Source organism: Vibrio fortis, from assembly GCF_024347475.1.
Lineage (GTDB): Bacteria > Pseudomonadota > Gammaproteobacteria > Enterobacterales > Vibrionaceae > Vibrio > Vibrio fortis.
Window position 1 is genome coordinate 81,154 of sequence record NZ_AP025487.1, and the last position, 24,424, is coordinate 105,577.

Here is a 24,424-nt window from a genome sequence, read left to right on the forward strand (position 1 = left end):
TTCGCGACTGTTCGAGCCATTTAGGCGCTTTTGCCCTTAGATAGCTTTAGTTGTTGAATCACTAAACCAGTAATGATCAGTACCAAACCGAATAAAGTGGATGGATGAATTTTTTCGCCGATAATTGTGGCAAGCAGCATCAATGAGATAAACGGTGAGGCAAAAATCAGGTTACTGATGCGCGCTGTGTTGTTGGTGGACTTAAGTGCTGAAAGCCATAATACAAAGGTTATCCCCATCTCGAACAAGCCAACATAGGTTACTGCCATCCAGCCTTTGGTGGTTATTTGAGTAAAACTTTCGCCTTCATAGATGGTTAGGCCAATCGCAAATGGTAGCGCCACCAAGAAACCAAGCAGTACACCCACCACAGGGTCGGCTTTGTTTTTGGTGTTTAAGATCCAGTAACCTGCCCAAAGAAGTGTCGATAGCAGTGCTAAACCAACGCCGAGTGGGCTATCAAACTGCATCCCTAACACGTCGCCCTTGGTCGCGATCACAACCACACCTAAGTAGCTGAAGGTACAAGCTACCCAGTCCTGTTTACGAATCTTCTGCCCTAAAAACACAGCCGCCATTAGAGTTAAGGTGATCGCCCAGCTGTAGTTGATCGCCTGAGCTTGAGAGGCTGGGAGTAGGTCGTAGGCTTTGAAGAGAATCAGGTAATAAGCCAGTGGGTTGACGAGGCCGAGCAGCAAGTAGTACCAAGGGTTAGCAAAAAAAGTCGTGGAGAGTTGAGAAAGCTTGCCTTGGAAGTAACAGATAACAATCAGAGCAATCGAAGAGACAACGCTGGCAATGGTCAGCATTTGAATCGGTGAAAACTCAGCTAAGGTTAGCTTAAAGGCCGTGGCTACCGTTGACCAGAGTAGTACCGCGGAAAGGCCAAAGCCGAGGGCGCGACGTTCGTTCATAAAAGCTCATCAAGTTGAATAGGATAGAATACGGACGCCTAGTCTATCTGTCGAAATTTAATACGGCAAACTGGACATTTATCCAGTATCAAAATACCATTTAATGAGTTATTTCCAATTAGGCTAAGTTACTACCATGCAATGGATTATCGAGCACCAGACGACCCTTATCGCAGCCGCTTCAACCGCGGTGATCAGCGGGAGCCTCGTCGGTTGGTGGATTAAACAGAAACTCTCATTTCAACAGCAGCTATTAGAGCAGCAGTTGGAGTCTGATCGTCAGTTGCATGAGTCGCAAACCACGCAGCTCAAAGCCTCATTGGCAGAGGCGCAGCAAGAGCTCGATGAGCTTGATGATGAGCGTGATAAAGCCGCCTTCGAGCTTAAACAAGCTCACGGTAAGGTCATGGCCGCGATGGAGAAGCTGCGCTATTTCGAAGCGGTTAAACAAGAGCGTCAACAATACTTTGATGAGATTAATATCCTTAAAGATCAGAAATCTGAGCTTGAAGCTGAGTTGCGTGAGCAAGAAGCTCGTCACGATCAAGAGAACCTCGCCAACCATGAAAAACTGCAACTATTGGAGCAAGCGGAAACCCGTTTAAAGCAGCAGTTTGAACATCTGGCTAACCAACTCTTTGAAGCCAAAACCGCTAAGGTCGATCAGCAGAACAAGCAGAGCCTTGAAGGATTGCTTTCCCCACTCAAAGAGCAGCTAGAGGGCTTTAAGAAGCAGGTCAGTGACAGCTTTAGCCAAGAAGCCAAAGAGCGTCACACCTTGGTTCATGAGCTCAAGAACCTGCAGCGATTAAACGAAAGCATGACGCGAGAAGCGGTTAACCTGACTCAAGCGCTTAAAGGCGACAATAAACAACAAGGTAACTGGGGCGAAGTGGTACTGGCTCGGGTATTGGCGGAATCTGGTTTGCGAGAAGGGCATGAGTATCAAACTCAGGTCAATCTACAAAACGAAGCGGGCAAGCGCTATCAACCGGATGTGATTGTTCACTTACCTCAAGACAAACAAGTGGTGGTGGATTCGAAAATGGCTTTGGTGGCGTACGAGCGTTACTTCAATGCAGAAAACGATGCTGAGCGCGATGTTGCATTGCGAGATCACTTGCTCTCACTGCGCGCGCATATCAAAGGTTTGAGTCAGAAGGATTATCATCAACTAAAAGGCATTCAGAGCCTCGACTATGTATTGATGTTTATTCCGGTAGAGCCTGCATTTCAAGTCGCGATTCAAGCAGACCCAAGCTTAGTCAAAGATGCGATGGAGCAAAACATCATTCTTGTCAGCCCAACCACTTTGTTAGTGGCGCTGCGTACCATTGATAACCTGTGGCGTAATGAGCGCCAGAACCAAAATGCACAGATCATCGCCGAACGTGCAAGTAAATTGTACGATAAGCTGCGCTTGTTCGTTGATGATATGGAAGGCCTTGGTGGCGCACTTGATAAAGCCAACCAAAGCTATCAAGGAGCCATGAATAAGCTGGCAACTGGGCGAGGTAATGTGATTCGTCAAGCCGAGAGCTTTAAACAGTTGGGGGTTGAGGTGAAGAAGCCGATTGCTGTGAGTCTGACAGAGCTCGCGCAAAACGAGGCTTTTTCAGAAAATGCCTCGTTAGTAGAAAGACAACCTGCTGAGGATAAAGTAAACTAATCGACCGCAGCGCGCTCAAAGGCTTATTGCGCTGCCGTTGAGGACTTACCAGGGTAGAGAACAGCATGACGGACACCAGTGTGCAAACAAATACAGCAGTAGAATCAGAAACCACACACTTTGGTTTTGAAACAGTCGCAAAAGAAGAGAAAGTTGCGAAAGTGGCAGAGGTTTTTCACTCTGTAGCCGCGAAGTACGACATTATGAATGACCTGATGTCGGGTGGTGTTCACCGTCTATGGAAGCGCTTTACGATTGATTGCAGTGGCGTTCGCCCTGGTCAACGCATTCTAGACCTTGGTGGCGGTACCGGCGACCTAACTGCAAAATTCTCGCGCATTGTGGGCGAAAACGGTCATGTCATCCTTGCTGACATCAACAACTCGATGCTGAATGTAGGTCGTGACAAGCTGCGCGATAGCGGTATTGTTGGCAACGTTCACTACGTACAAGCGAACGCAGAAGAACTGCCATTCCCAGATAACTACTTCGATTGCATCACTATCAGCTTCTGTCTACGTAACGTGACAGATAAAGATAAGGCTCTACGCTCAATGTACCGCGTGTTGAAGCCAGGCGGTCGTCTATTGGTATTAGAGTTTTCTAAGCCAGTACTTGAACCACTTTCAAAAGTGTACGATGCCTACTCATTCCACCTATTGCCAAAAATGGGTGAGATCATCGCAAATGATGCAGACAGCTACCGCTACCTTGCAGAGTCGATTCGTATGCACCCAGACCAAGATACGCTGGAAGGCATGATGCAAGAAGCAGGTTTTGAAAATACCAAGTATTACAATCTAACCGGCGGCATTGTTGCGCTGCACCGCGGTTACAAGTTCTAAGACAGAACCCAAGTAAAATCGACAACGAATAATAAGATACAACGGATAGGTTTCGGCTTATCCGTTTTCAAAGGTAAGGACAGTCATGCCATTTGACCCACTAGTAACGGCGGTTATCGAAACCTCTTTGAATACTCTCGTCAACGACGATCCAGACTTGGTGCGTCGTTTATCGCGTTTAAAGGGCCAGATCATTCAGGTGAATCTCAAAGAGCTCAATAAAACACTGACATTTGTGTTTAGCCAACAGATAGACGTTTTAGCGGATTACGAAGGGCAGCCTGACTGTTACCTATCTCTGAATTTATCTGTCCTTCCTGAGCTGCGTGAGCAATCGAACATCACTAAGCTGATCAAGCAAGACAAGCTGATTCTTGAAGGTGATATTCAATTGGCGCAGAAGTTTGCTCAGCTAATGACAGACTGCAAACCAGATCTAGAAGAGTGGTTATCACGTGTGACTGGTGATGTTGTGGCACACACTTTGGTGCAAGGCGTGAAGAACGTCGGTGGCTTTGTGGCATCTCAAGCCAATAAACACCAAAATCACTTCGCACAAGTTCTAACTGAAGAGTGGAAAATTGCTCCAGCACCATTAGAGGTCGCGCACTTCTGTGATCAGGTTGATGATGTAAAAAGTGCCGCAGCACGCCTTGAAGCCAAATTGAATGCTCTATTGGAGAAAGCATGACTCCAACAGAACTGAAACGTCTTTATCATATTATTAAGGTACAGTTGGAGTACGGCTTAGATGAATTGATGCCTGAGCACCAGTTGACCAAAGCGCCGTTGCTGGCAAGAAAGTCTCTTTTTTGGCTCAAAAATCGCCATCAAGATAAAGAATTGGGTCATCGCCTGCGCCTAGCACTGCAAGAGCTTGGCCCTGTGTGGATTAAGTTTGGGCAGATGATGTCAACGAGACGCGATCTGTTCCCTCCGCACATTGCTGATCAGTTAGCGCTGCTGCAAGACCAAGTTGCTCCATTCGATGGTGAGCTGGCAAAGCGCGATATGGAAAAAGCCTTGGGCGGCAGTCTAGATAACTGGTTTACTGATTTTGATATCCAGCCACTGGCATCAGCATCCATCGCACAGGTGCATACCGCAAAACTCAAAGATTCCGGTCGCGAGGTGGTACTTAAGGTAATTCGCCCTGATATTCGCCCTGTGATTGATGCAGATCTAAAACTGATGCACCGAATGGCGCGTATAGTCGCCAAGTCGCTTCCTGAAGCACGTCGTTTAAAACCGGTTGAAGTTGTTAAAGAGTACGAGAAAACGCTACTTGATGAACTCGACCTGCGCCGTGAGGCAGCGAACGCGATTCAGCTGCGTCGTAACTTCGAAGGCAGTGAAGAGCTGTATGTTCCAGAGGTGTTGCCGGATCTGAGCAGTGAAACCTTGATGGTTTCTGAGCGAATTTACGGTATTCAAGTGTCGGATATCCCAATGCTTGAAGCTAACGGTACCAATATGAAGCTGTTGGCAGAACGCGGTGTTTCTGTGTTCTTTACCCAAGTGTTTCGAGACAGTTTTTTCCATGCTGACATGCACCCGGGGAACGTATTCGTAAACCCTGAGAACCCAGGCAATCCACAATGGATTGGCCTAGATTGCGGCATTGTTGGCACGCTAAACAGCGAAGATAAGCGCTACTTGGCAGAAAACTTATTGGCTTTCTTCAACCGAGACTATCGCAAAGTGGCAGAGCTGCATGTCGATTCTGGTTGGGTGCCACACGACACCAACGTTGATGATTTCGAGTTCGCGATTCGCATGGTGTGTGAACCGATCTTTGCTAAGCCTTTGGGTGAGATCTCGTTTGGCCATGTGTTGCTAAACTTATTTAATACGGCAAGGCGTTTTAACATGGAGGTTCAGCCGCAGCTGGTCCTTCTGCAGAAGACCTTGTTGTACATTGAAGGGTTAGGTCGTCAGCTCTATCCGCAGCTCGATCTGTGGGAGACGGCGAAACCTTTCTTAGAGACTTGGATGATGAATCAAGTCGGTCCGCAAGCAGTGATAAATGCTGTAAAAGACCGAGCGCCTTTCTGGGCAGAGAAGCTGCCAGAATTGCCAGAACTGCTCTACGATAGCTTGCGCCAAGGTAAAGCGATGAACCAGAGAATGGATCAGCTTTATCAAGGTTATAGAGAAAGCAAGCGTCAGCAGGCAACAGGTAAATTTTTGTTTGGCGTTGGAGCAACTTTAGTCGTATGCTCCGCAATATTAGTTTCAAGCCCTTATCAGCAGCTATCTATGGGCTGTGGCATTGCAGGTGTCACATTTTGGCTGCTAAGTTGGCGAGCTTACCGCCGTTAAGCGGTAGACTTTCTTAATAATTTTTTTGTAGACAGACCCGAGGACAATGACAATGGGTGGAATCAGTATTTGGCAACTTCTAATCATTGCTGTAATCGTAATCTTGCTGTTCGGAACGAAGAAGCTACGCGGTATGGGTGGTGACTTAGGTTCAGCAGTAAAAGGCTTCAAGAAAGCAATGAATGATGAAGAGCCTGCAAAGAAAGATGCAGACTTTGAACCAAAAAACATTGAACAGCAGAAGACTGACGCAACTGCTGAAACTAAGAAAGACAAAGAGCAGGCGTAAGTCGTGTTTGATATCGGTTTTTGGGAACTGGTATTAATATCTGTCGTCGGGTTAGTTGTTTTAGGGCCTGAGCGTTTGCCTGTGGCAATTCGTAGTGTTTCCAAGTTTATTGGATCTGCGAAAAGCATGGCGAATAGTGTGAAAGATGAGCTTTCACATGAGCTTAAGGTGCAAGAACTGCAAGAAAACCTGCGTAAGGCTGAGCAAATGGGGATGGAAGATCTCTCTCCTGAGCTGAAAAAGTCGGTGGATGAACTAAAGCAGGCTGCTGCTGAAGTTCAGCGTCCATACGCTAAGCCTGAGCCTGATAAGCCAAGTGAGGCTCAAACGAGTCACACTGAGACTGCGGATCATGAATCACTTCAGATCAACAGTGAGGCATCAGCTACGCCAGATAAAAAAGCCGAATAGTCTCGCAAGGAGGAGTCGCGAAGTACTTGAACTGATAAGTATACGTGCGGCTCCTTTTCGATCGTCCTTATTAAGAGGTTTGACATGTCTTCGACTGAGCAGACACAGCCTTTAATCAGTCACTTACTAGAGCTTCGTAATCGCCTATTGCGTGCTATTGTTGCCGTATTGGTGGTGTTTCTAGGGCTGATTTATTTTGCCAATGACATCTATGAGTTTGTCTCGGCTCCTTTGGTAGAGCGTCTACCAGAAGGGGCAACTATGATCGCAACCGATGTTGCTTCACCGTTCTTTACGCCGTTGAAGCTAACGCTTGTTGCCTCTATTTTTGTCGCCGTTCCATTTATCTTGTATCAGGTCTGGGCCTTTGTTGCGCCGGGCTTATATAAGCATGAGAAACGCCTGATCATGCCGTTGATGGCATCGAGCTCCTTGCTGTTTTATTGTGGTGTAGCCTTTGCGTACTTTGTGGTATTTCCGTTGGTATTTACCTTCTTTACCACTATCTCACTAGGGCAGGTTGAGTTCGCGACAGACATCTCTAGCTACCTAGATTTTGTGTTGGCGTTGTTCTTAGCCTTTGGTATCGCCTTTGAAGTGCCGGTGGCTATCATCCTCCTTTGTTGGACAGGAGCGACCAATCCGAAGTCGCTTTCAGAGAAACGTCCATACATTGTGGTTGGTGCATTTGTCATCGGTATGATGCTGACGCCGCCAGATATGATTTCTCAAACACTACTCGCAATTCCAATGTGTATTTTGTTTGAAGTGGGCTTATTTTTTGCTCGTTTCTACGTACGCAAAGAAGAAGAGGATGAAGTCGAGTCGTGAGCTTTTTACGCAATTATGCGTAAAAGTTGATTTGATTGATTTATAAACAGAAAAAGCGGCCCCGTGGCCGCTTTTTCTGTTATTTTATTATCGAATTTTTAGCTGGTAGCCACAGTTCTGACAGACGTAAATCTCTTTAATACCAATAAGTTTTTGCCAAAAGGTTCGATGTTGACGTTGCAAGTGCTGCGAATGGTCACACATAAAAACCACCTCCATATGAAGCTGGTTGATATTAGATCGATTGAGCTGCCAACTCAAATAAAAATTGTAACTTTATATCATTTTTTTAACGGAATGGATGGCTGTAATTTAAACAACTGTTCGGCATTTCGGGTTGTGATCGCATCGACTTCTTCTACTGCAATACCGCGCAACTCAGCAATTCGTTTTGCAACAAGCTCCGTATAAGCTGGCTCATTGCGCTTGCCTCGATTCGGTGTTGGTGCTAGGTACGGACAGTCCGTTTCTAGGATGACTAAATCCATATCAAGGTGTGGAATTACCTTATCCATTCCCGAGTTTTTGAAGGTAGATACTCCACCTAATCCTAGGTGAAAACCGAGTGCATTGATCGCTTGAGCCTCTTCTAAGCTGCTACCAAAGCAGTGAAATACACCACGTAGGCTGCCATCTTGTTCTTGCTTCAACAGAGCTAACGTTTCTTCAATGGAATCACGAGTGTGGATTACCACTGGCAGGTCGAGTTCTTTCGCCCATTGTAGCTGGGTGACGAAGGCCATCTCTTGCTCGGCTTTAAAGGTTTTATCCCAGTAGAGGTCGATACCGATTTCACCCACGGCAATAAAGTCGTGTTTGTCGAACCAAGCACGGATAGTCTTGAGTGTTTCTTCGATATTCCCATCAACATAACAAGGGTGGAGCCCCATCATAGAACGGCAAACCTCAGGGAATTGACGTTCAGTAGCCAGCATCGGCTCAATAGAGTCGAGGTCGATATTGGGCAGTAAAATACGATCAATGCCTTGGGCTAATGCGCGTTGCACCACCTGCTCACGGTCGTTATCAAATTCACTAGCGTAGATATGGGCATGAGTGTCGATCATGGTTGTGTCCTGAAAAAGCTGAAGAAACGAGTTGTCCAGAGTATACGGCAGTGTGAGGAGAAGGTCATTTTTTGCCATTTATCCCGGTTTTTACGGAGGATTTAGGTTTTACTGCTAGCGTCTTTAGCTAGCGGTGATATGCTTTTGCCAACTATTTTGCACTTTTTATAATCTAGGTAGTTGTTTACCTAGGCTAGGCAAGGAGAATCACGTGTCTGTATCTATTCAAGGTCAGTTCCCAGGTCGTCGTATGCGTCGTATGCGTAAACACGACTTCAGCCGCCGCTTAATGGCAGAAAACCAGTTATCAGTGAATGACTTAATCTACCCAATGTTTATTCTTATGGGTAAAGACCGTCGTGAATCGGTTGAATCTATGCCGGGCATTGAGCGCCTTTCAATTGACTTGATGTTGGAAGAAGCAGAATACCTTTCTCAACTAGGGGTGCCTGCAATTGCACTCTTCCCTGTCGTTAACCAAGACGCGAAAAGCCTATGTGCAGCAGAAGCTCACAACTCAGAAGGCTTAGTTCAGCGTGCCGTACGCGCATTGAAAGAGCATGTGCCTAATATTGGTGTGATTACAGATGTGGCGCTAGACCCATTCACAACGCACGGCCAAGACGGCATCATCGATGAAGATGGCTATGTGATGAATGACGAAACAACTGAAGTTCTGATCAAGCAAGCTCTGTCTCATGCAGAAGCGGGTGCGGATGTTGTGGCGCCTTCAGACATGATGGATGGTCGTATTGGTAAGATCCGTGAAGCTTTAGAGGAAGCTGGCCACATTCACACGCAAATCATGGCGTATTCCGCTAAGTACGCTTCGTGCTACTACGGCCCATTCCGTGATGCTGTCGGTAGTGCATCTAACCTTAAAGGTGGTAATAAGAAAAACTACCAGATGGATCCTGCAAATAGCGATGAAGCGATCCATGAAGTGGCGATGGACCTTAATGAAGGTGCAGATATGGTGATGGTGAAGCCGGGTATGCCGTACCTAGACATCGTTCGTCGTGTGAAGCATGAACTGCAAGCGCCGACATTTGCATACCAAGTGTCTGGTGAATATGCGATGCACAAAGCTGCTATTCAAAATGGTTGGCTGAAAGAGCGTGAGACAGTGCTTGAATCACTGTTATGCTTCAAGCGCGCTGGTGCCGATGGCATCCTAACTTACTTCGCTAAAGATGTGGCAGAGTGGTTAGCAGAAGACGATGCTCAAGCGGCACAGTTTCTAAGAAACAAATAGTCGTCGAGATAAATCATAAAAGGTCAGCCATTATGCTGACCTTTATTCGTTTTAGGAGATTGAAAATGACCGTTGTGGTTCGTGAGGGAACGCTGGAAGAGTGCGTGGCTGTCGTGGAGCAGATCGATGAGTTCAGCCTTAAAGAGAGCATCGAGTCTCTTTCTGCACGTCTGCAAGACAACAAGCAGTTGGTTCTTGTTGCTGAGGAAGACGGACAACTGCTCGGATTCAAAATTGGTTATCAGTTAGATGAGCAAACTTTTTACAGCTGGTTTGGCGGCGTCTCTCCCTTGGCTCGAAACAAAGGCGTAGCGCAGCTTCAATTGGATGTGCAAGAGCAATGGGTGCGAGATCAGGGCTATAAGCAGCTAAAAGTGAAGTCTAGGAACCAATTTTCTTCGATGTTGAGATTGCTATTGAGAAATGGCTACATGATAGAAAATTTCGAACAAAAAGAAGACATTAAAGAGAATAGAATTCACTTTGTGAAGCAGATGTAAGATGAAGGTTAGGTGACAATTGCAATTAAATGAGATTTATTATCATTTAATTGTTGACTATCAAATGAGAATCATTATTATTAACTTCGTCTTAGGGAATGAGGAAATGTTCACAAGGATGTTTAGTAGCTAAGCGCTCCGCTGAGTTACCAACAGAATTCTCGCGAACTTAAACTAAGTTCTTTTTGACACGACATTGCTCACATTGCTTCCAGTGTAATTTATAGCTTTTTGGTTAAGCTGTGGTATTCAATTGAATAGCTTCACCGCTTTTTGCTAGGCGACATCCTCGGGTGTCGCTTTTTTTCTATCTCAATTTCAACAAGATGCATATCTAGCACCATAAAGGTGCATGCATAAATCCTCATCAATATTCTTTTCCACAACGCAAGATCGAAAAAAGATCGTTGATCATATGTTCGATCTCTATTTTTGTTTATTTATTTCAATGGTTTATGGTGTATTTTTGTTTCATTTTACCAACTTCTCAACAGGGTGGATAAATAATATAAACAGAGTTATCCACAGATGAGGGCGCTTGTGGAACAAAAAATAACAAGATTCTGTTTATAACAAACACAACCCATTCTACGGATACAGATCGACAACGTGGAATCCCGTCACTATACGTGGCATGCTTAACCCATCATTTCTGTACTTATTACTGGATACACAAACATTATGGCTCGTATTCCTGATAATCCATTGATTCTCATCGATGGCTCTTCTTACCTATATCGCGCGTTCCATGCTTACCCGGGCACCATGAGTAATGGTGATATTCCTACCAATGCCATCTATGGTGTGGTGAACATGCTGCGCAGCATGATGCGTCAATTTGCTTCAGATCGTATTGCCGTTATTTTCGATGCGAAAGGCAAAACGTTCCGTGATGATATGTATCCAGAATATAAGGCGAATCGTCCACCTATGCCGGATGATCTTCGTTGTCAGATCGAACCTTTGCACAATGTGATTCGCGCAATGGGCCTGCCATTGATCTCGATCCCAGGTGTGGAAGCGGATGATGTTATCGGTACGCTGGCGTCACAAGCATCTAAAGCGGGCATGCCAGTGCTGATCAGTACTGGTGATAAAGATATGGCTCAGCTGGTTGATGATAACGTTACGCTGATCAATACCATGACGAATGTCGTGATGGATCGTGAGGGCGTTATTGAGAAGTTTGGTATTCCGCCAGAGCTCATTATCGATTATTTGGCACTGATGGGCGATAAAGTGGATAACATCCCTGGTGTACCGGGTGTCGGTGATAAAACCGCGACTGCATTACTTCAGGGCATCGGCAGCATCGAAAAGCTTTACCAAAACTTAGATGATATTGCAGCGCTGGGTTTCCGTGGCTCGAAAACCATGGCGAAAAAGCTGGTTGATAATGAAGAGAATGCCAAGCTTTCTTACGAGCTAGCGACGATCAAGCTGGATGTTGAGCTGGAAGAGACTCCGGAATCTCTAGTAAAAGCAACGCCAAACACAGACGAGCTGATCAAACTTTATGGCCAACTGGTGTTCAAATCATGGCTAAATGAGCTACTTGAGGGTGGCACTGGTGTGGTTGAAGCCGATGAGAAGTCTGGCGCAGTGGTGAGCGGTAGTGCAACAACGTCAGCACAATCAACGGTTGAAATGGATACATCAGCTGTGACCATTGACCGCAGCAAATACGAAACCATTTTGAGTGAAGAAGACTTCAATGTTTGGCTAGAGAAGCTAAAAGCAGCGGAAGTATTTGCCTTTGATACGGAAACAGATAGCCTAGACTACATGGTCGCTAATCTTGTCGGTTTATCATTCGCGACAGAAGAAGGTGTTGCTGCGTATGTACCTGTGGCACATGACTATTTAGATGCACCAGCGCAGCTCGATCGTGATTGGGTACTGGAACAGCTCAAGCCGATCTTAGAAGACGATACTCAAGCAAAAGTGGGTCAAAACCTTAAGTACGATGCCTCTGTACTGGCGCGCTATGGTATCGAAATGAAAGGCATTAAGCATGACACTATGCTCGCTTCATACGTCTTTAATAGTGTTGGTGGTAAGCATGACATGGACAGCCTTGCGCTGCGTTTCCTCCAGCACAGCTGTATCTCATTCGAGCAGATCGCTGGCAAGGGTAAGAAACAACTGACGTTTAACCAGATCGAACTGGGTGAGGCGTCGCCATATGCTGCAGAAGATGCCGATGTGACACTACGTCTTCACAACCGTCTGATGCAAAACATCGAGCAGGATGAAAAGCTGAAAGCGATTTACGAAGAGATTGAAGTGCCATTGGTACCTGTGATCTCTCGCATTGAGCGCACCGGTGTATTTGTCGATGACATGTTGCTAGGCGCACAGTCTCAAGAAATTGCTGCACGTCTTGATGAGCTTGAAAAGAAAGCGTACGAAATCGCTGAACAAGAATTCAATATGAATTCACCTAAACAGCTTCAAGCCATCCTATTCGAGAAGATGGGACTACCTGTGGTGAAGAAAACGCCATCGGGCGCACCATCAACCAATGAAGAAGTACTTCAAGAGCTGGCTTTGGACTACCCACTGCCGAAGCTGATTCTGGAATACCGTGGTTTAGCGAAGCTGAAATCAACGTATACCGACAAACTTCCAAAGATGATCAACGCTGAGACAGGCCGTGTACATACTTCGTATCACCAAGCGGTAACAGCGACAGGTCGTCTTTCTTCGACCGATCCAAACCTACAGAACATCCCAATCCGTAATGAAGAGGGGCGTCGTATCCGTCAGGCATTTGTAGCGCCTCACGGTTGGAAGATTCTTGCTGTCGATTACTCTCAGATTGAATTGCGTATTATGGCGCACCTATCTGGCGATAAAGCGCTGCTTGAAGCCTTCCAACAAGGCAAAGATATCCACGCAGCAACGGCTGCTGAGATCATTGGCGTCAGCATCGATGACGTGACTTCAGAGCAGCGTCGTCGCGCGAAAGCGGTGAACTTCGGGCTGATCTACGGCATGAGTGCGTTTGGCCTTGCTAAGCAGCTAGGTATTCCTCGTGGTGAAGCACAACATTATATGGACACGTACTTTGAGCGTTACCCTGGTGTTATGCAGTACATGGAAGACACGCGCAGTGCAGCTTCTGAGCAGGGCTTTGTTGAGACGATCTACGGTCGCCGTCTGCACCTACCTGAAATTAAGTCTCGCAACGGCATGCGTCGTAAGGCTGCGGAACGTGCGGCGATCAACGCACCAATGCAAGGCACTGCGGCTGATATCATCAAGAAGGCGATGCTATTGGTGGATGAGTGGATTCAAGCCGAAGGTGCGGGTCGCGTGAAACTACTGATGCAGGTACACGATGAACTGGTGTTTGAAGTAGAAGAGTCAGCACTGACTGAAATTGAAAGTAAAGTACAAGAATTGATGGAATCTGCGGCTGAGCTGGATGTCCCACTGGTTGCGGAAGCTGGCCATGGTGACAACTGGGATCAGGCCCACTAATCACTTTTTAACCTTATTTACGAAATTAGTATGAGCCAGCGCACAAACGCTGGCTTTTTTTTGTCATGAATAAAGCTTGTCACAACTGGCTTTTAAGATGTTTTAATAAAACATTCATGAAAAAAAACTACAAAAATTGTTTTCATTTCTGAGCAATTGTTGTACATTAAATCTCGTAGGGTACAGAGGTAAGATGTTCTATCTTTCAGACCTTTTGTTTCACGTTATTGGATTAGGCTGATTCAGCCGCCCCAGTCAGTATTTGACTGGGGCGTTTTTTCTTGTGCGGAAGAAAATTTTCTAACCCCACTTTCCTCACCTAAATTTTGTGGCCTAACTCACCTTTCGTTTATCTATCTGCTCCAGAACATTCCCATCGAAAAATTCGCTATGATTTGTTGTTTGTGGAATAAAGCGATCAAAATGTAACTTTTCATCAAAGCTATTTGACCTTGTTTTATCTGAGAAAATAACCTTATTAAGCCTGGGGTGTGCAGCGATTCCGTTATTGGTTCTGCTCTTCGGTGGTTATACTCGCTTTAACATCACCTTTCTGATCTATGGCTTCCATTAAGTATTGTTGTTTCTCAGTACTGTATTTAAGTGCTTCAGCGGTGATCTGAATAGATTGCGCCATCGCAGAGATATTGCTGGTGGCTTGCACTAAGGTGTGCTGCATCGGTTTTAAGATAATCAAATAGATAGCAATCAGGGCGAGGATAACCACAGCGACAATCGCGACCAGAGCGATGATTATCTTACTTTGAATATCGTTGAGTAGATTTTGACTGGTTTTCTGAAATGTCATGCGTGAGTGTTCAAAGACTTCTGGGAGATGGTTAATGGATTGGGTAGTGGAAGCACTCAGTTGGTTAATGCTGGCAATGGTTTCATTGAGCGCTTGTTGTTGGTCGTCACTGAGGTTGGGGTTGTTGACGATGGATTGCAGCGATTCAGAAATGACTTGCAGTGATTGGCTGGCCTCCTTTGCATACTTTTCCATACCATCTAGGTCGAGTGTCATGTCGACATTCATCAATGCTGGCGGCGGAGCTTGGGTCTCTTCAGCATGTAATAAGAGTGGGATTAGCAAACTGACGAGTGTTAGAAGTCGTAGTGGTATCCATTTTTTTAACATGAGCCTTCCTTTCCCATTATTAAGTTAGATGACAGTGATCTAACCATTGTTACTATCTATTTATTCGGTTTCTAACTTTTAGTATGGATCACTTCTGAGAGCTAACCGATTAAAATTAGTTAAAAAAATACCCTGCTTATATAAGCAGGGTAAGTGTTTTATTCATCAAAGCTAACGAATGAGGCTGCTTTAGGCTTCGTCGTTGCGCTCATCTTCTGCAAGTTCTTCGATCATTTGCTCAGCGAGCGCTGGGGCAAACCATTCATCCATTTTGGCACGCAGTTGGTCAACGCCAATGCCTTTCAATGAAGAGAACACGTCAACGGCAACGTCACCACCGAAAGATTGCGCATCTTTACGAATCTTAAGTAGCTGTGCTTTACGCGCGCCTTGTTTGAGTTTGTCGGCCTTAGTCAGCAGCACTTGTACTGGGATACGACTATCAATTGCCCAGTAGATCATCTGTTGGTCTAGGTCTTTCATTGGGTGGCGGATATCCATGAGAACCACCAAACCTTTTAGCGATTCACGCTTTTGAAGGTATTCACCCAGTGACTTCTGCCACTTTTTCTTCATTTCTAATGGTACTTGCGCAAAACCATACCCTGGTAAATCGACAATATGACAACCGTCAGTCACCTTGAATAGGTTAATCAGTTGAGTACGACCTGGGGTCTTACTGGTTTTCGCTAGACTTTTTTGGTTGGTCACGCGATTTAGTGCGCTAGATTTACCAGCATTGGAGCGTCCTGCGAACGCAATTTCGATCCCTTCGTCTTCTGGTAAGTGACGAATATCAGGTGCACTGGTAATGAAATGCGTGTTTTGATAATGAATTTTTACGCTCACTGTTAACTCCATCTCGACTTTGTGTAGTCGATTGATTACTTTTTTGTGAATTTGTGTAAAATAACCGTGCTCGGCATAAGGTCGCCTATTGTACCATGAGTGGCAACATAGAGTGGTACTGGAAGCTTGATAATTATAATGGAATGTCATGAAGAAATTAGCGCTAATTTTGAGTCTATTAGCCAGCTGCTCAGTATGGGCTCAAGGTAGTATTGAAGCTGGTAAAGCCAAATCACAAACATGTGTTGCCTGCCACGGTGCTGACGGCAACAGTCTGATCACACAGTACCCTAAACTGGCTGGTCAACATGAGAAATACCTTGAGAAGCAATTAAAAGATCTCAAGCTAGGTATGACTAGTGGTGGTAAACAAGGTCGTAACGAACCTGTAATGGGTGCAATGGCGATGCCTCTGTCTGAACAAGACATGGCTGACCTAGCTGCATATTACGCATCTCTGCCTATCTCTAACAACTCTACGCCAGAAAACGTAGTAGAAGAGGGTAAGGCTTTATACACTGCGGGTGACGCTGAACGTGGCGTAACGGCATGTATTGCTTGTCACGGCCCTCGTGGTAACGGCACAGAGCTATCTGGTTTCCCTAAGATTTCAGGTCAGCATGCTGAATACATCAAGGCTCAGCTTGAGAAATTCCGCGATGGTAGCCGTAATAACGACATGAATGCGATGATGCGTGATGTAGCTAAAAAGCTAACAGACGCAGATATTGAAACCTTATCGAAGTACGTTGGTGGTCTACACTAATTTGTCGGTTTCGCGCTCCTAGCCAGAGTGACGAAATGTACGTTCGAGCAAGATTTAGGATGCGCCCTAGCCATGATTGGCTAGGGCGTTGTCTTTTATATAGCCTTACTTTATGTATGGTGTGATCAAATTGGCATTATTTATGGGTGTTCAATAGCTGTACAAAAAGTGTGATGTCGCGCTCTTGTCGTTTTTTGATAAGTGAGTAAAGTATGCGCCATCAGCTTGGAGCTGAAATCGATATGGATGATCGTCTAGTCTAACGGTATAGACAGAAAAGGATCAGGCTAGGATAGCCCAGCGACAAGGTGTTAGAAACGGATAGCCAAAATTCATCAGGGTGATGAACAAAAAACAAATTTGGCAAGGAAAGCACCAATAACAAATGGAGATTTGTGTACCAAGTTGAGTATGCAAATTTTGGCCAATATAGGCAGATTTAGAGAGCGATAGGTTTTCCTATCGCTTTTTTTATTGATTTGATGAAAAAACACCCAATATCTCTCCACTCTAAACGCACTTTCTGGTATGTTTCGCATCCCTGTTTAAGGATGTGCTATGTATACTTGTCCCTTATGCCATCATCACGATGTGCATCACTACTTTGAAGACAAACGCAGAGAGTACCTGCAGTGTCAGCAATGTGAGTTGGTATTTGTAAAACCTGACCAAAGGTTAGAAGCAAGCGAAGAGAAAGCACACTATGACCTGCATGAGAATGATCCTAGTGATGCTGGTTATCGTAAGTTCTTGTCGCGCATTGCCGACCCATTAACAGACAGAATTTCATCTAACTCACACGGGTTAGATTTTGGTTGTGGCCCAGGCCCTACGCTATCTATCATGTTAGAAGAAGCTGGACACACCATGGAGTTGTACGACATCTATTATCACCCAGAACGCGCTGTTCTCGATAAGACGTACGACTTTATGACTGCCACCGAGGTGATTGAACATCTTTATGAACCCGATAAGGTGTGGCAGCAATGGTTGAATTTAGTTAAGCCAGAGGGCTGGATTGGTCTCATGACCAAGCTAGTAATTGACGTGGACGCGTTTGCTGGTTGGCACTATAAAAATGATCCGACGCATGTGGTCTTTTTTAGCCGCCAAACATTCCAGTTTTTGGCTGAGCGGGATAAGCTCGAACTCGAATTTGTTGGAAATGATGTAATTTTACTGAGGAAGACCCAGTAATGAGCCGTAGCAAAAAATCAAGAAAGCCAGGAGCTTACGGTGCTCCTGAAGTGATCGTAACTCGCAACCGTAGCGAATCGGATGTTGAGGGACGTGAACGCAAACGCCTGAAGAAACGTAAAGGTTTGAAATCAGGTAGCCGTCACTCAGACGGTGGTGAAGCGAAACAGCGTAAAGCTGCACAAAACCGTGACCCACGTTTAGGCAGCAAGAAAAAGATTCCATTGGTGATCGAACCGGTTAAGAAGCCGACCAAACAAGAGCGTAAGTTGTCGTTTGAACAAGAGCTAGAGATGCTTGAGAACGATGCGCAACTGAACACCTTGCTTGACCGTCTAGAAGCGGGAGAAAACTTGGGCGCTGGTCTACAGAAGCTAGTAGATGAGAAGCTGGATCGCATTGAGTTCCTAATGGATCGCCTAGGCCTACTTGAGCCAGAAGAGGAAGAGGTATTTGATGACCTTCCTGAATCTGTATCTAAGAAAGCCTCTTCAGATGAAGACCTACTGTCGCAGTTTGAAGACATCGATCTCGATAACTTTAAAGGTTAAGACCCAATGAATGTAACCTTATTAGCAATTGCTGGCGGAATTATCGTTCTCGGCTTGGGCTGTTACGCAGGTTACCTTCTACTTCAAGTGAAGAAGCAGACGGAGTTGCAAAGGCAGCATAAGGCTCTGGCCATCGAGAAGCGTAACGCGAACATTTTCGACAACGTTAACACCCTATGCCTTGCTGGCATTCAAGGGCAGTGCGATCTGTCTGAGATTAGTATTCGTGTATACAACATCATGGACTTTGTTCAAGGGGATGAGCGTGTCGACTTTGACGCCGAGTACCCAGCAACTTCAGAGTTGTATCACGTGGTTAAGGATATGGCGCGTGGCGAAGATCGACAAAATCTTCCGAAGCGCGAGCGTATGCAGCAGAACCTGACTCGACAAAAAGCAGAGTCACGCTTGAATGAATCCATCATTGAAGAGTTGAAGCAGTTACAGAAGAAAGTAAAACCGCTTAATAACCAAATCAACATTCAAATGATCTAATATAAAGGGCTTATGTGGTGTGGTGTCACATCAAATAAGCCCTCTTACCTTTGTGTTATCTTACATCCCCTAAGTCGGTTAGTGATCAAGCTATCAATTTTGAGCATTGGTGCTCAAAAAGCGTTTAGCGGTCAAACGTCCTTACTGGTCGTGTGGCAAAATAACCCGTCTATATTTTAATGTATGTAAAATGATTTGAGAGTACGTCAGTATTCGCGGATCTAAATTGGAAATACCATCATGTCGAGCAAGCCAGCAGTAACGAGCCAGCAAATCGTTTGGGATCAAGCCATCTTAGACAAGTACAACTATTCTGGTCCGCGTTACACCTCTTATCCAACTGCGTTGGAGTTCCATGAAGCTTTCACGGTCTCTGATTATGACATGGCGTGTACTCAGTACCCTGAGCGCCCGCTTTCTCTTTACGTACATATCCCGTTTTGTCACAAGCTTTGTTACTACTGTGGTTGTAACAAGGTAATCACTCGTCACTCGCATAAGGCTGATGAGTATCTGGATGTCATCGAGCATGAGATCCGCCAGCGCGCTGCACTGCTGCAAGGCCGTGAAGTGACACAACTGCACTTTGGCGGTGGTACGCCTACCTTCCTGAGTAAAGCACAAATCACACGTCTGATGATGATCCTGCGTGATGAGTTTAACTTTACTCAAGATGCTGAGATCAGCATCGAGGTTGACCCTCGTGAGATTGAGCTAGACATGCTTGATCACTTGCGCAGTGAAGGCTTTAACCGTCTGAGCATTGGCGTACAAGACTTCAATAAAGAAGTACAGAAGCTAGTTAATCGTGAGCAAGATGAAGAGTTCATTATTGCGATGGTACAACGTGCTAAAGACTTAGGCTTCCGTTCTACCAACCTTGACCTTATCTACGGCCTGCCAAAGCAGACTCAAGCCTTGTTTGCTGACACGCTAAAGCAAGTGCTAGAGATGAAACCGGGTCGTCTATCGGTATTTAACTACGCTCACATGCCTCAACTGTTTGCGGCTCAGCGTAAGATTAAAGATGAAGATCTACCAAAAGCAGAAGAGAAGATGGCGATTCTGCAAGATACCATCGCGACGCTAACCGGTGCGGGTTACCAGTTTATCGGTATGGACCACTTTGCTCTGCCAGAAGATGAGCTAGCGGTAGCGCAACGTGAAGGTATTCTGCATCGTAACTTCCAAGGCTACACCACCCAAGGTGAATGTGACCTGATTGGTTTCGGTGTTTCGGCAATCTCTATGGTGGGTGACGCTTACGCACAGAACCAGAAAGAGCTGAAGAAGTATTACGCTCAAGTGAACGAGCTGCGTCATGCTCTATGGAAAGGTGTTGCACTAGATAGCGATGACCTATTACGTCGTGAAGTGATTAAGCAACTGATCTGTAACTTTAAATTGGATAAGACACAGATTGAGTCTGAGTTCTCAGTTAACTTTAATCGCTACTTCAAAGAAGATTTAGAGCTGCTACAAACCTTCATTAACGATGAGTTAGTGGAAGTAGATGACAAAGAGATCCGCGTAACCCTACGTGGTCGACTGCTGATTCGTAACATCTGTATGTGTTTCGATAAATATCTGCGTGCAAAAGCGCGTCAGCAGCAGTTCTCGCGCGTTATCTAAGCGAGCCTGTTTTTACAATATTTGGTTTACCTATAGAAATGCCAGCATCTTAGATGCTGGCATTTTTTATTCGATAACCATCAAACCCTCAGCTAACTCAGCTGACGTGGCCACTCGTCAAATGGTACAGGACGGCTGTATAGAAAGCCTTGTGCTTGCGGGCATTTTAACTGTTTGAGCAAGTCTGCCTGTTGCTGGGTTTCTACGCCTTCCGCCACCAAGTTAACCTTAAATCCGTGCGTAATATTCACAATCGCCGCCACGATTGAACTATCGAGGTTCTCTTTTTCTAGTTTGTTGACGAAGCTGCGATCGATCTTGAGGCAATCAAATGGCAACTTTTGTAGATACGCCAATGACGAATAACCTGTACCAAAATCATCAATCGCAATCGAAATCCCCAACGCTTTGAGAGCCAGCATGTTGTCAATAATGGTTGGGTCGTTATCAACGATGCGCGACTCGGTGATCTCCAAGGTGAGGTTTTGAGCAGGCAGCTTAGTGTCACGCAGTGTCGTTTTAACTTGCTCAACGAAGCCTGGTTGGCTCAACTGATCAACGGCTAAGTTAACGTGAATTGAGAAATCCGGCGCCCACATACCCGTCTCAATCGCAATCGCGGTATCTCGACACGATTTATGCAGTATCTGTTGGCCAATATCGCTGATGAGTCCAGTCTCTTCCGCCAGAGTAATAAATTCCAAAGGTGCGATAACACCCTGTTCCGTCACCCATCGAGCCAGTGCTTCAGCACCAATCGTTGTGCCTGTTTCTAAATCGATAATAGGTTGATAGAAGGGTTCGAACTGTTGCTTCTCAATCGCTTTATTGATACGAGCTAGCATCTGCGTGCGATGCCTTGAGGCGTTGGCCATCTCAGGGCTATAGATGCTGACACGCGCTTTATCTTGCTTTGCATTGCTCAAAGCGATGCTGCTGTTGCGCAGCCATAGAGTCATATCACTGTCTTCGCACTGCTGAACAATACCAATCGAAATGTTGATCACCACATTTTCTGATTCCATACAGAAAGGGGAGGCGAAGGTCTGCAGAAGTCGGTTAGCCAGCAGATTGACTTCTTCTTGGCCAGTGACGTCGGGAGCGTAAATCGCAAACTCATCGCCACCAGTACGAGCCAACAAGTAATGCTCTGGCAGAATACCTCGCAGGCGAGCAGCGGCGATGATCAGCAATTGGTCGCCATTGTAGTGTCCAAGGCTGTCGTTAATATCACGGAATCGGTCGATACCCACCAAGTACAGGGTCCCGGTGTTAGCGATATTGTGCTTTTTGGCAGCCCCGACTAAGCCTTCACGGCTGTACAGTTTGGTCAATGAGTCGTATGTGAGCTGAGTTTGCAGCGCATTAAATGACGACTTGAGGTTGTTGGTCATCTCGTTAAAGGCTTCAACCAACATACTGGTTTCGTAGATATTGCCAGGCTGTGGCATGGTGCTTTCCCAATCGCCTTTCGCGAGCTGTTTTGCAGCATCAGCGGTTGAGGTGATTGGTCGAGTAACGCGATTAAATGCTAATAGTCCAAGTGTTATACCAACAAAGCTCAGTAGTAAACCCAGTAGCCAGCTATTGCGTTGATTCTCTGGCAGCTTGCCTAACAAGTCCGTTTTTGGAATAGACATACCAATGAACCAAGTAATGCCATGTTCATCAGTATATGGGGTTATCTGGTTGAAGAAGCGCTCGCCGTCGAGATTGAACGTAAAACGGTGAACCTGTTCATCATCAATGAGATGGAATTGATCGACGTAGGCTGCACTTTCACGAATGATTGGGTTCGGGCTTTCTGATGCCAGCAGTCTCTCTCCGCGATCTGAATGGCGCGTATTACCCCATGAGACAACGCTACCACCATCTGAGTGCGCGACCATACGTTGCTCTTTGTCCATGATGTAAACGGAGGCATTGGTCTTGTCTTTGAGCTGTTTTAGGAAGGCGTTGAAGGTATCAATTTTGATGTCGCTGACGATAACCGCCTTAAACTCACCTTGGTCATAAATAGGTGCTAGGGCAGAGAGGGTGATCTCCTGTCTCTCATCAGCATTGGTGTAAATCGTTGACCATGAAGGTTTGGTTTTGTGAGCAACAGGCGTGTACCAAGGGCGAACGCGTGGGTCATAATTCTCGATAACAGAGCGAATATCGTCGCTGACTTTGCTGCCACGATAGATGACCAGTTTATTCTGAGTGCGGTCATCTTGAACCATCAGTGTATAGCCGTTATTGGCCTCTTTACGAAACCCAACGTAATTACTGTCTTCAGAACCAAAGCCAATCACATCCAGCTGTTCGATGGTCGAAAAGTGCCCTGAGAAACTCTGCAGAATATAAGCTTGAACCTCACGCAGGTCACCAGGGTGGTACAGTTGGTGATATCCGATGTTATGGCTCAGAGATAAGTTCGCGTGAAAAGGTTTTTCTAAAAATTCAGAAAGGCTTTGGTGTACGTTTTCTGTCAGCGACGTTAATTGACGCGCACTGACATCACGAACCATTTCCTCGTAGCTGCTCTTTTGGGTTAAAACCATTACACCTATAGTGAAGAGAAAAATCATCACAAACGGCAGAACCACTGCGGTTCTGAGTGTAATTTGGGTTTTTATGGACATCGCTGACTAAAACTTTTGTATGTTGCACTGTAATTGTACCGACTCCGTCCCAGTCAAGCGACACTTTTTTGATTAAAAAGTAACTGCAAGTTTGAGCATATCTAAGCTAGTACAACTCTTTTAGCTTCCTAGTTAGGGTATTTCGTCCCCAACCGAGCACTTTCGCAGCATCTTGTTTGTGGCCATTAGTATGGTTCAAAGCCGCTTCAAGTAGTATACGTTCAAACTCAGGAAGCGCATAAGAAAGCAGCTCTTTTTCTCCGGAATCAAGCGCACACTTTGCCCAATTTGCTAATAGAACTTGCCAACTATCACCGCTATCGCTGGTGGTAACACTCTTCTCTTCGAGTAATTCTGGTGGAAGATCTGAGGGCAATATTTCACTGCCACTTGCCATTACGGTGAGCCAGCGACAGATGTTTTCTAGCTGACGCACGTTACCTGGCCAGTTGAGTTGATTGAGCTTAGCGATGGTCTCTGGGTGAAGTGCTTTTACCTCTACCCCAAGCTCCTCAGCCGCTGAGCTCAGGAAATGTTGCGTCAGCTTTTCGATGTCTTGTTTACGTTCGCGTAGAGCAGGGATGTGGATACGAATCACGTTGAGGCGGTGGAACAAATCCTCACGGAAATCGCCTTCGTGCACCAAACGCTCTAAATCTTGGTGGGTTGCCGCGACGATGCGCACATCAACCTTAACCGCTGAATGACCACCAACGCGGTAGAACTGCCCATCTGAAAGGACACGTAATAGACGCGTTTGGATATCGAGTGGCATATCCCCGATCTCATCCAAGAACAAGGTACCGCCGTTGGCCTGTTCAAAACGGCCTTGGCGCACGCTATTGGCACCGGTAAAGGCGCCTTTTTCATGACCAAACAGCTCTGATTCGATCAAGTCTTTTGGAATCGCGGCCATGTTGAGCGCGATGAAGGGTTTCGTTGCACGGGGACTATGACGATGCAGGGCGTGAGCAACCAGCTCTTTACCTGTCCCGGATTCACCATTGATCAACACAGAAATAGAAGAGCGCGATAGACGACCGATAGCACGGAAAACTTCTTGCATCGCTGGCGCTTCACCAATGATTTCTGGTGCGTTGGTATCGACTACTTCACTGGCTTGTTCACGCTTCTGTTCATGGCTGTGGGCAATTGCACGCTCAACCAGCGTTAGGGTCTCATCAATATCGAATGGTTTAGGTAGGTATTCGAAAGCGCCTTTTTGATAAGCGTTAACGGCTGCGTCGAGATCTGAGTGAGCAGTCATGATGATGACCGGCAGATCCGGCGAACGCTGCTGAACTTGGTTAAGTAGCTCGATACCGTCGATACCCGGCATGCGGATATCTGAGACTAAAACATCAGGGGTTTCGCGCTCCAATGCCATGAGCACGCTCTCCGCATCCGCGAAGGTTTCACACTTAATGTCCGCCGAAGAGAGCGTCTTCTCAACGACCCAGCGGATAGAGCTATCGTCATCGACGACCCAAACATATCCTTTACTCATAGTTCCATTCCTTTGCAGCCAATTCTATTGTGATGATCATTGTTGTTTTTATGCTGTTATATCTTGTTGTCAG

22 protein-coding genes are annotated in these 24,424 nt (G+C 45.9%); 16 read left to right on the forward strand and 6 right to left on the reverse strand.

The window, feature by feature from the left end:
• Nucleotides 1-20 precede the first annotated feature (20 nt).
• On the reverse strand, nt 21-914 hold the full coding sequence (locus tag OCV50_RS00360; protein ID WP_261903396.1) for a DMT family transporter: 894 nt from the start codon (nt 912-914) through the stop codon (nt 21-23).
• 136 nt (nt 915-1,050) lie between these two features.
• On the opposite strand from OCV50_RS00360, the gene rmuC reads away from it, so the two are divergent.
• From rmuC to tatC, 7 genes are all read left to right on the forward strand, one after another.
• Nucleotides 1,051-2,583, forward strand: coding sequence for a DNA recombination protein RmuC (gene rmuC, locus OCV50_RS00365; RefSeq protein ID WP_261903397.1), 1,533 nt, complete (start codon nt 1,051-1,053; stop codon nt 2,581-2,583).
• Nucleotides 2,584-2,648: 65 nt separating this feature from the next.
• Nucleotides 2,649-3,428, forward strand: coding sequence for a bifunctional demethylmenaquinone methyltransferase/2-methoxy-6-polyprenyl-1,4-benzoquinol methylase UbiE (gene ubiE / locus OCV50_RS00370; RefSeq protein WP_239842185.1), 780 nt, complete (start codon nt 2,649-2,651; stop codon nt 3,426-3,428).
• A gap of 85 nt (nt 3,429-3,513) precedes the next feature.
• Nucleotides 3,514-4,119: a ubiquinone biosynthesis accessory factor UbiJ gene (locus OCV50_RS00375; protein WP_032551061.1), complete on the forward strand. Its 606-nt coding sequence runs from the start codon at nt 3,514-3,516 to the stop codon at nt 4,117-4,119.
• Nucleotides 4,116-5,750 carry a ubiquinone biosynthesis regulatory protein kinase UbiB gene (gene ubiB, locus OCV50_RS00380; RefSeq protein ID WP_261903398.1) on the forward strand — a complete coding sequence of 545 codons (1,635 nt, stop codon included), beginning with the start codon at nt 4,116-4,118 and terminating at the stop codon, nt 5,748-5,750. The genes OCV50_RS00375 and ubiB overlap by 4 nt, the downstream gene beginning before the upstream one ends.
• A gap of 52 nt (nt 5,751-5,802) precedes the next feature.
• Complete coding sequence (gene tatA / locus OCV50_RS00385) at nt 5,803-6,039, forward strand: Sec-independent protein translocase subunit TatA (protein WP_239842187.1); 237 nt, start codon at nt 5,803-5,805, stop codon at nt 6,037-6,039.
• A gap of 3 nt (nt 6,040-6,042) precedes the next feature.
• Complete coding sequence (gene tatB, locus OCV50_RS00390; RefSeq protein ID WP_261903399.1) at nt 6,043-6,450, forward strand: Sec-independent protein translocase protein TatB; 408 nt, start codon at nt 6,043-6,045, stop codon at nt 6,448-6,450.
• An 84-nt stretch (nt 6,451-6,534) separates the two neighbouring features.
• Nucleotides 6,535-7,281, forward strand: a complete 747-nt coding sequence (gene tatC, locus OCV50_RS00395; protein WP_239842188.1) for a twin-arginine translocase subunit TatC — start codon at nt 6,535-6,537, stop codon at nt 7,279-7,281.
• A gap of 281 nt (nt 7,282-7,562) precedes the next feature.
• Here the strand turns inward: tatC and OCV50_RS00400 are convergent, their stop codons facing one another.
• The gene (locus OCV50_RS00400) at nt 7,563-8,348 is read right to left on the reverse strand and encodes a TatD family hydrolase (RefSeq protein ID WP_239842189.1); all 786 of its coding nucleotides are present in this window, start codon (nt 8,346-8,348) and stop codon (nt 7,563-7,565) included.
• A 211-nt stretch (nt 8,349-8,559) separates the two neighbouring features.
• Between OCV50_RS00400 and hemB the strand changes: the two genes are divergently transcribed.
• The 4 genes from hemB (at nt 8,560) to OCV50_RS23320 (ending at nt 13,830) form a co-directional block, all read left to right on the forward strand.
• The gene (gene hemB / locus OCV50_RS00405; RefSeq protein WP_239842190.1) at nt 8,560-9,603 is read left to right on the forward strand and encodes a porphobilinogen synthase; all 1,044 of its coding nucleotides are present in this window, start codon (nt 8,560-8,562) and stop codon (nt 9,601-9,603) included.
• 65 nt (nt 9,604-9,668) lie between these two features.
• Nucleotides 9,669-10,103 carry a GNAT family N-acetyltransferase gene (locus tag OCV50_RS00410; RefSeq protein WP_261903400.1) on the forward strand — a complete coding sequence of 145 codons (435 nt, stop codon included), beginning with the start codon at nt 9,669-9,671 and terminating at the stop codon, nt 10,101-10,103.
• Nucleotides 10,104-10,784: 681 nt separating this feature from the next.
• Entirely contained in the window at nt 10,785-13,589 is a 2,805-nt protein-coding gene (gene polA, locus OCV50_RS00415) for a DNA polymerase I (protein ID WP_261903401.1), read from the forward strand.
• A gap of 193 nt (nt 13,590-13,782) precedes the next feature.
• Nucleotides 13,783-13,830 carry a hypothetical protein gene (locus OCV50_RS23320; RefSeq protein ID WP_438356636.1) on the forward strand — a complete coding sequence of 16 codons (48 nt, stop codon included), beginning with the start codon at nt 13,783-13,785 and terminating at the stop codon, nt 13,828-13,830.
• 264 nt (nt 13,831-14,094) lie between these two features.
• On the opposite strand, the gene OCV50_RS00420 is transcribed toward OCV50_RS23320, so the two are convergent.
• Together OCV50_RS00420 and yihA are read right to left on the reverse strand one after the other, a co-directional pair.
• On the reverse strand, nt 14,095-14,727 hold the full coding sequence (locus OCV50_RS00420) for a GTP-binding protein (protein WP_390905105.1): 633 nt from the start codon (nt 14,725-14,727) through the stop codon (nt 14,095-14,097).
• Between the two features lie 189 nt (nt 14,728-14,916).
• Nucleotides 14,917-15,576 carry a ribosome biogenesis GTP-binding protein YihA/YsxC gene (gene yihA, locus OCV50_RS00425; protein WP_239842193.1) on the reverse strand — a complete coding sequence of 220 codons (660 nt, stop codon included), beginning with the start codon at nt 15,574-15,576 and terminating at the stop codon, nt 14,917-14,919.
• A 148-nt stretch (nt 15,577-15,724) separates the two neighbouring features.
• On the opposite strand from yihA, the gene OCV50_RS00430 reads away from it, so the two are divergent.
• From OCV50_RS00430 to hemN, 5 genes are all read left to right on the forward strand, one after another.
• Nucleotides 15,725-16,342: a c-type cytochrome gene (locus OCV50_RS00430; RefSeq protein ID WP_239842194.1), complete on the forward strand. Its 618-nt coding sequence runs from the start codon at nt 15,725-15,727 to the stop codon at nt 16,340-16,342.
• A 558-nt stretch (nt 16,343-16,900) separates the two neighbouring features.
• Nucleotides 16,901-17,539, forward strand: a complete 639-nt coding sequence (locus OCV50_RS00435) for a class I SAM-dependent methyltransferase (protein ID WP_152467944.1) — start codon at nt 16,901-16,903, stop codon at nt 17,537-17,539.
• Complete coding sequence (yihI, locus tag OCV50_RS00440; protein ID WP_032551082.1) at nt 17,539-18,090, forward strand: Der GTPase-activating protein YihI; 552 nt, start codon at nt 17,539-17,541, stop codon at nt 18,088-18,090. Before OCV50_RS00435 ends, yihI begins: the two co-directional genes overlap by 1 nt.
• Nucleotides 18,091-18,096: 6 nt before the next feature.
• Nucleotides 18,097-18,585 (forward strand): DUF2489 domain-containing protein, encoded by a 489-nt coding sequence (locus OCV50_RS00445; protein WP_261903402.1) that lies wholly within the window; start codon nt 18,097-18,099, stop codon nt 18,583-18,585.
• Nucleotides 18,586-18,825: 240 nt separating this feature from the next.
• Nucleotides 18,826-20,217 (forward strand): oxygen-independent coproporphyrinogen III oxidase, encoded by a 1,392-nt coding sequence (gene hemN, locus OCV50_RS00450; RefSeq protein WP_239842196.1) that lies wholly within the window; start codon nt 18,826-18,828, stop codon nt 20,215-20,217.
• Between the two features lie 92 nt (nt 20,218-20,309).
• Here hemN and OCV50_RS00455 read toward each other — a convergent pair whose 3' ends face one another.
• Together OCV50_RS00455 and glnG are read right to left on the reverse strand one after the other, a co-directional pair.
• Entirely contained in the window at nt 20,310-22,844 is a 2,535-nt protein-coding gene (locus OCV50_RS00455; protein WP_261903403.1) for a phosphodiesterase GepA, read from the reverse strand.
• A gap of 106 nt (nt 22,845-22,950) precedes the next feature.
• Nucleotides 22,951-24,351 (reverse strand): nitrogen regulation protein NR(I), encoded by a 1,401-nt coding sequence (gene glnG, locus OCV50_RS00460; protein ID WP_261903404.1) that lies wholly within the window; start codon nt 24,349-24,351, stop codon nt 22,951-22,953.
• Nucleotides 24,352-24,424: the final 73 nt, after the last annotated feature.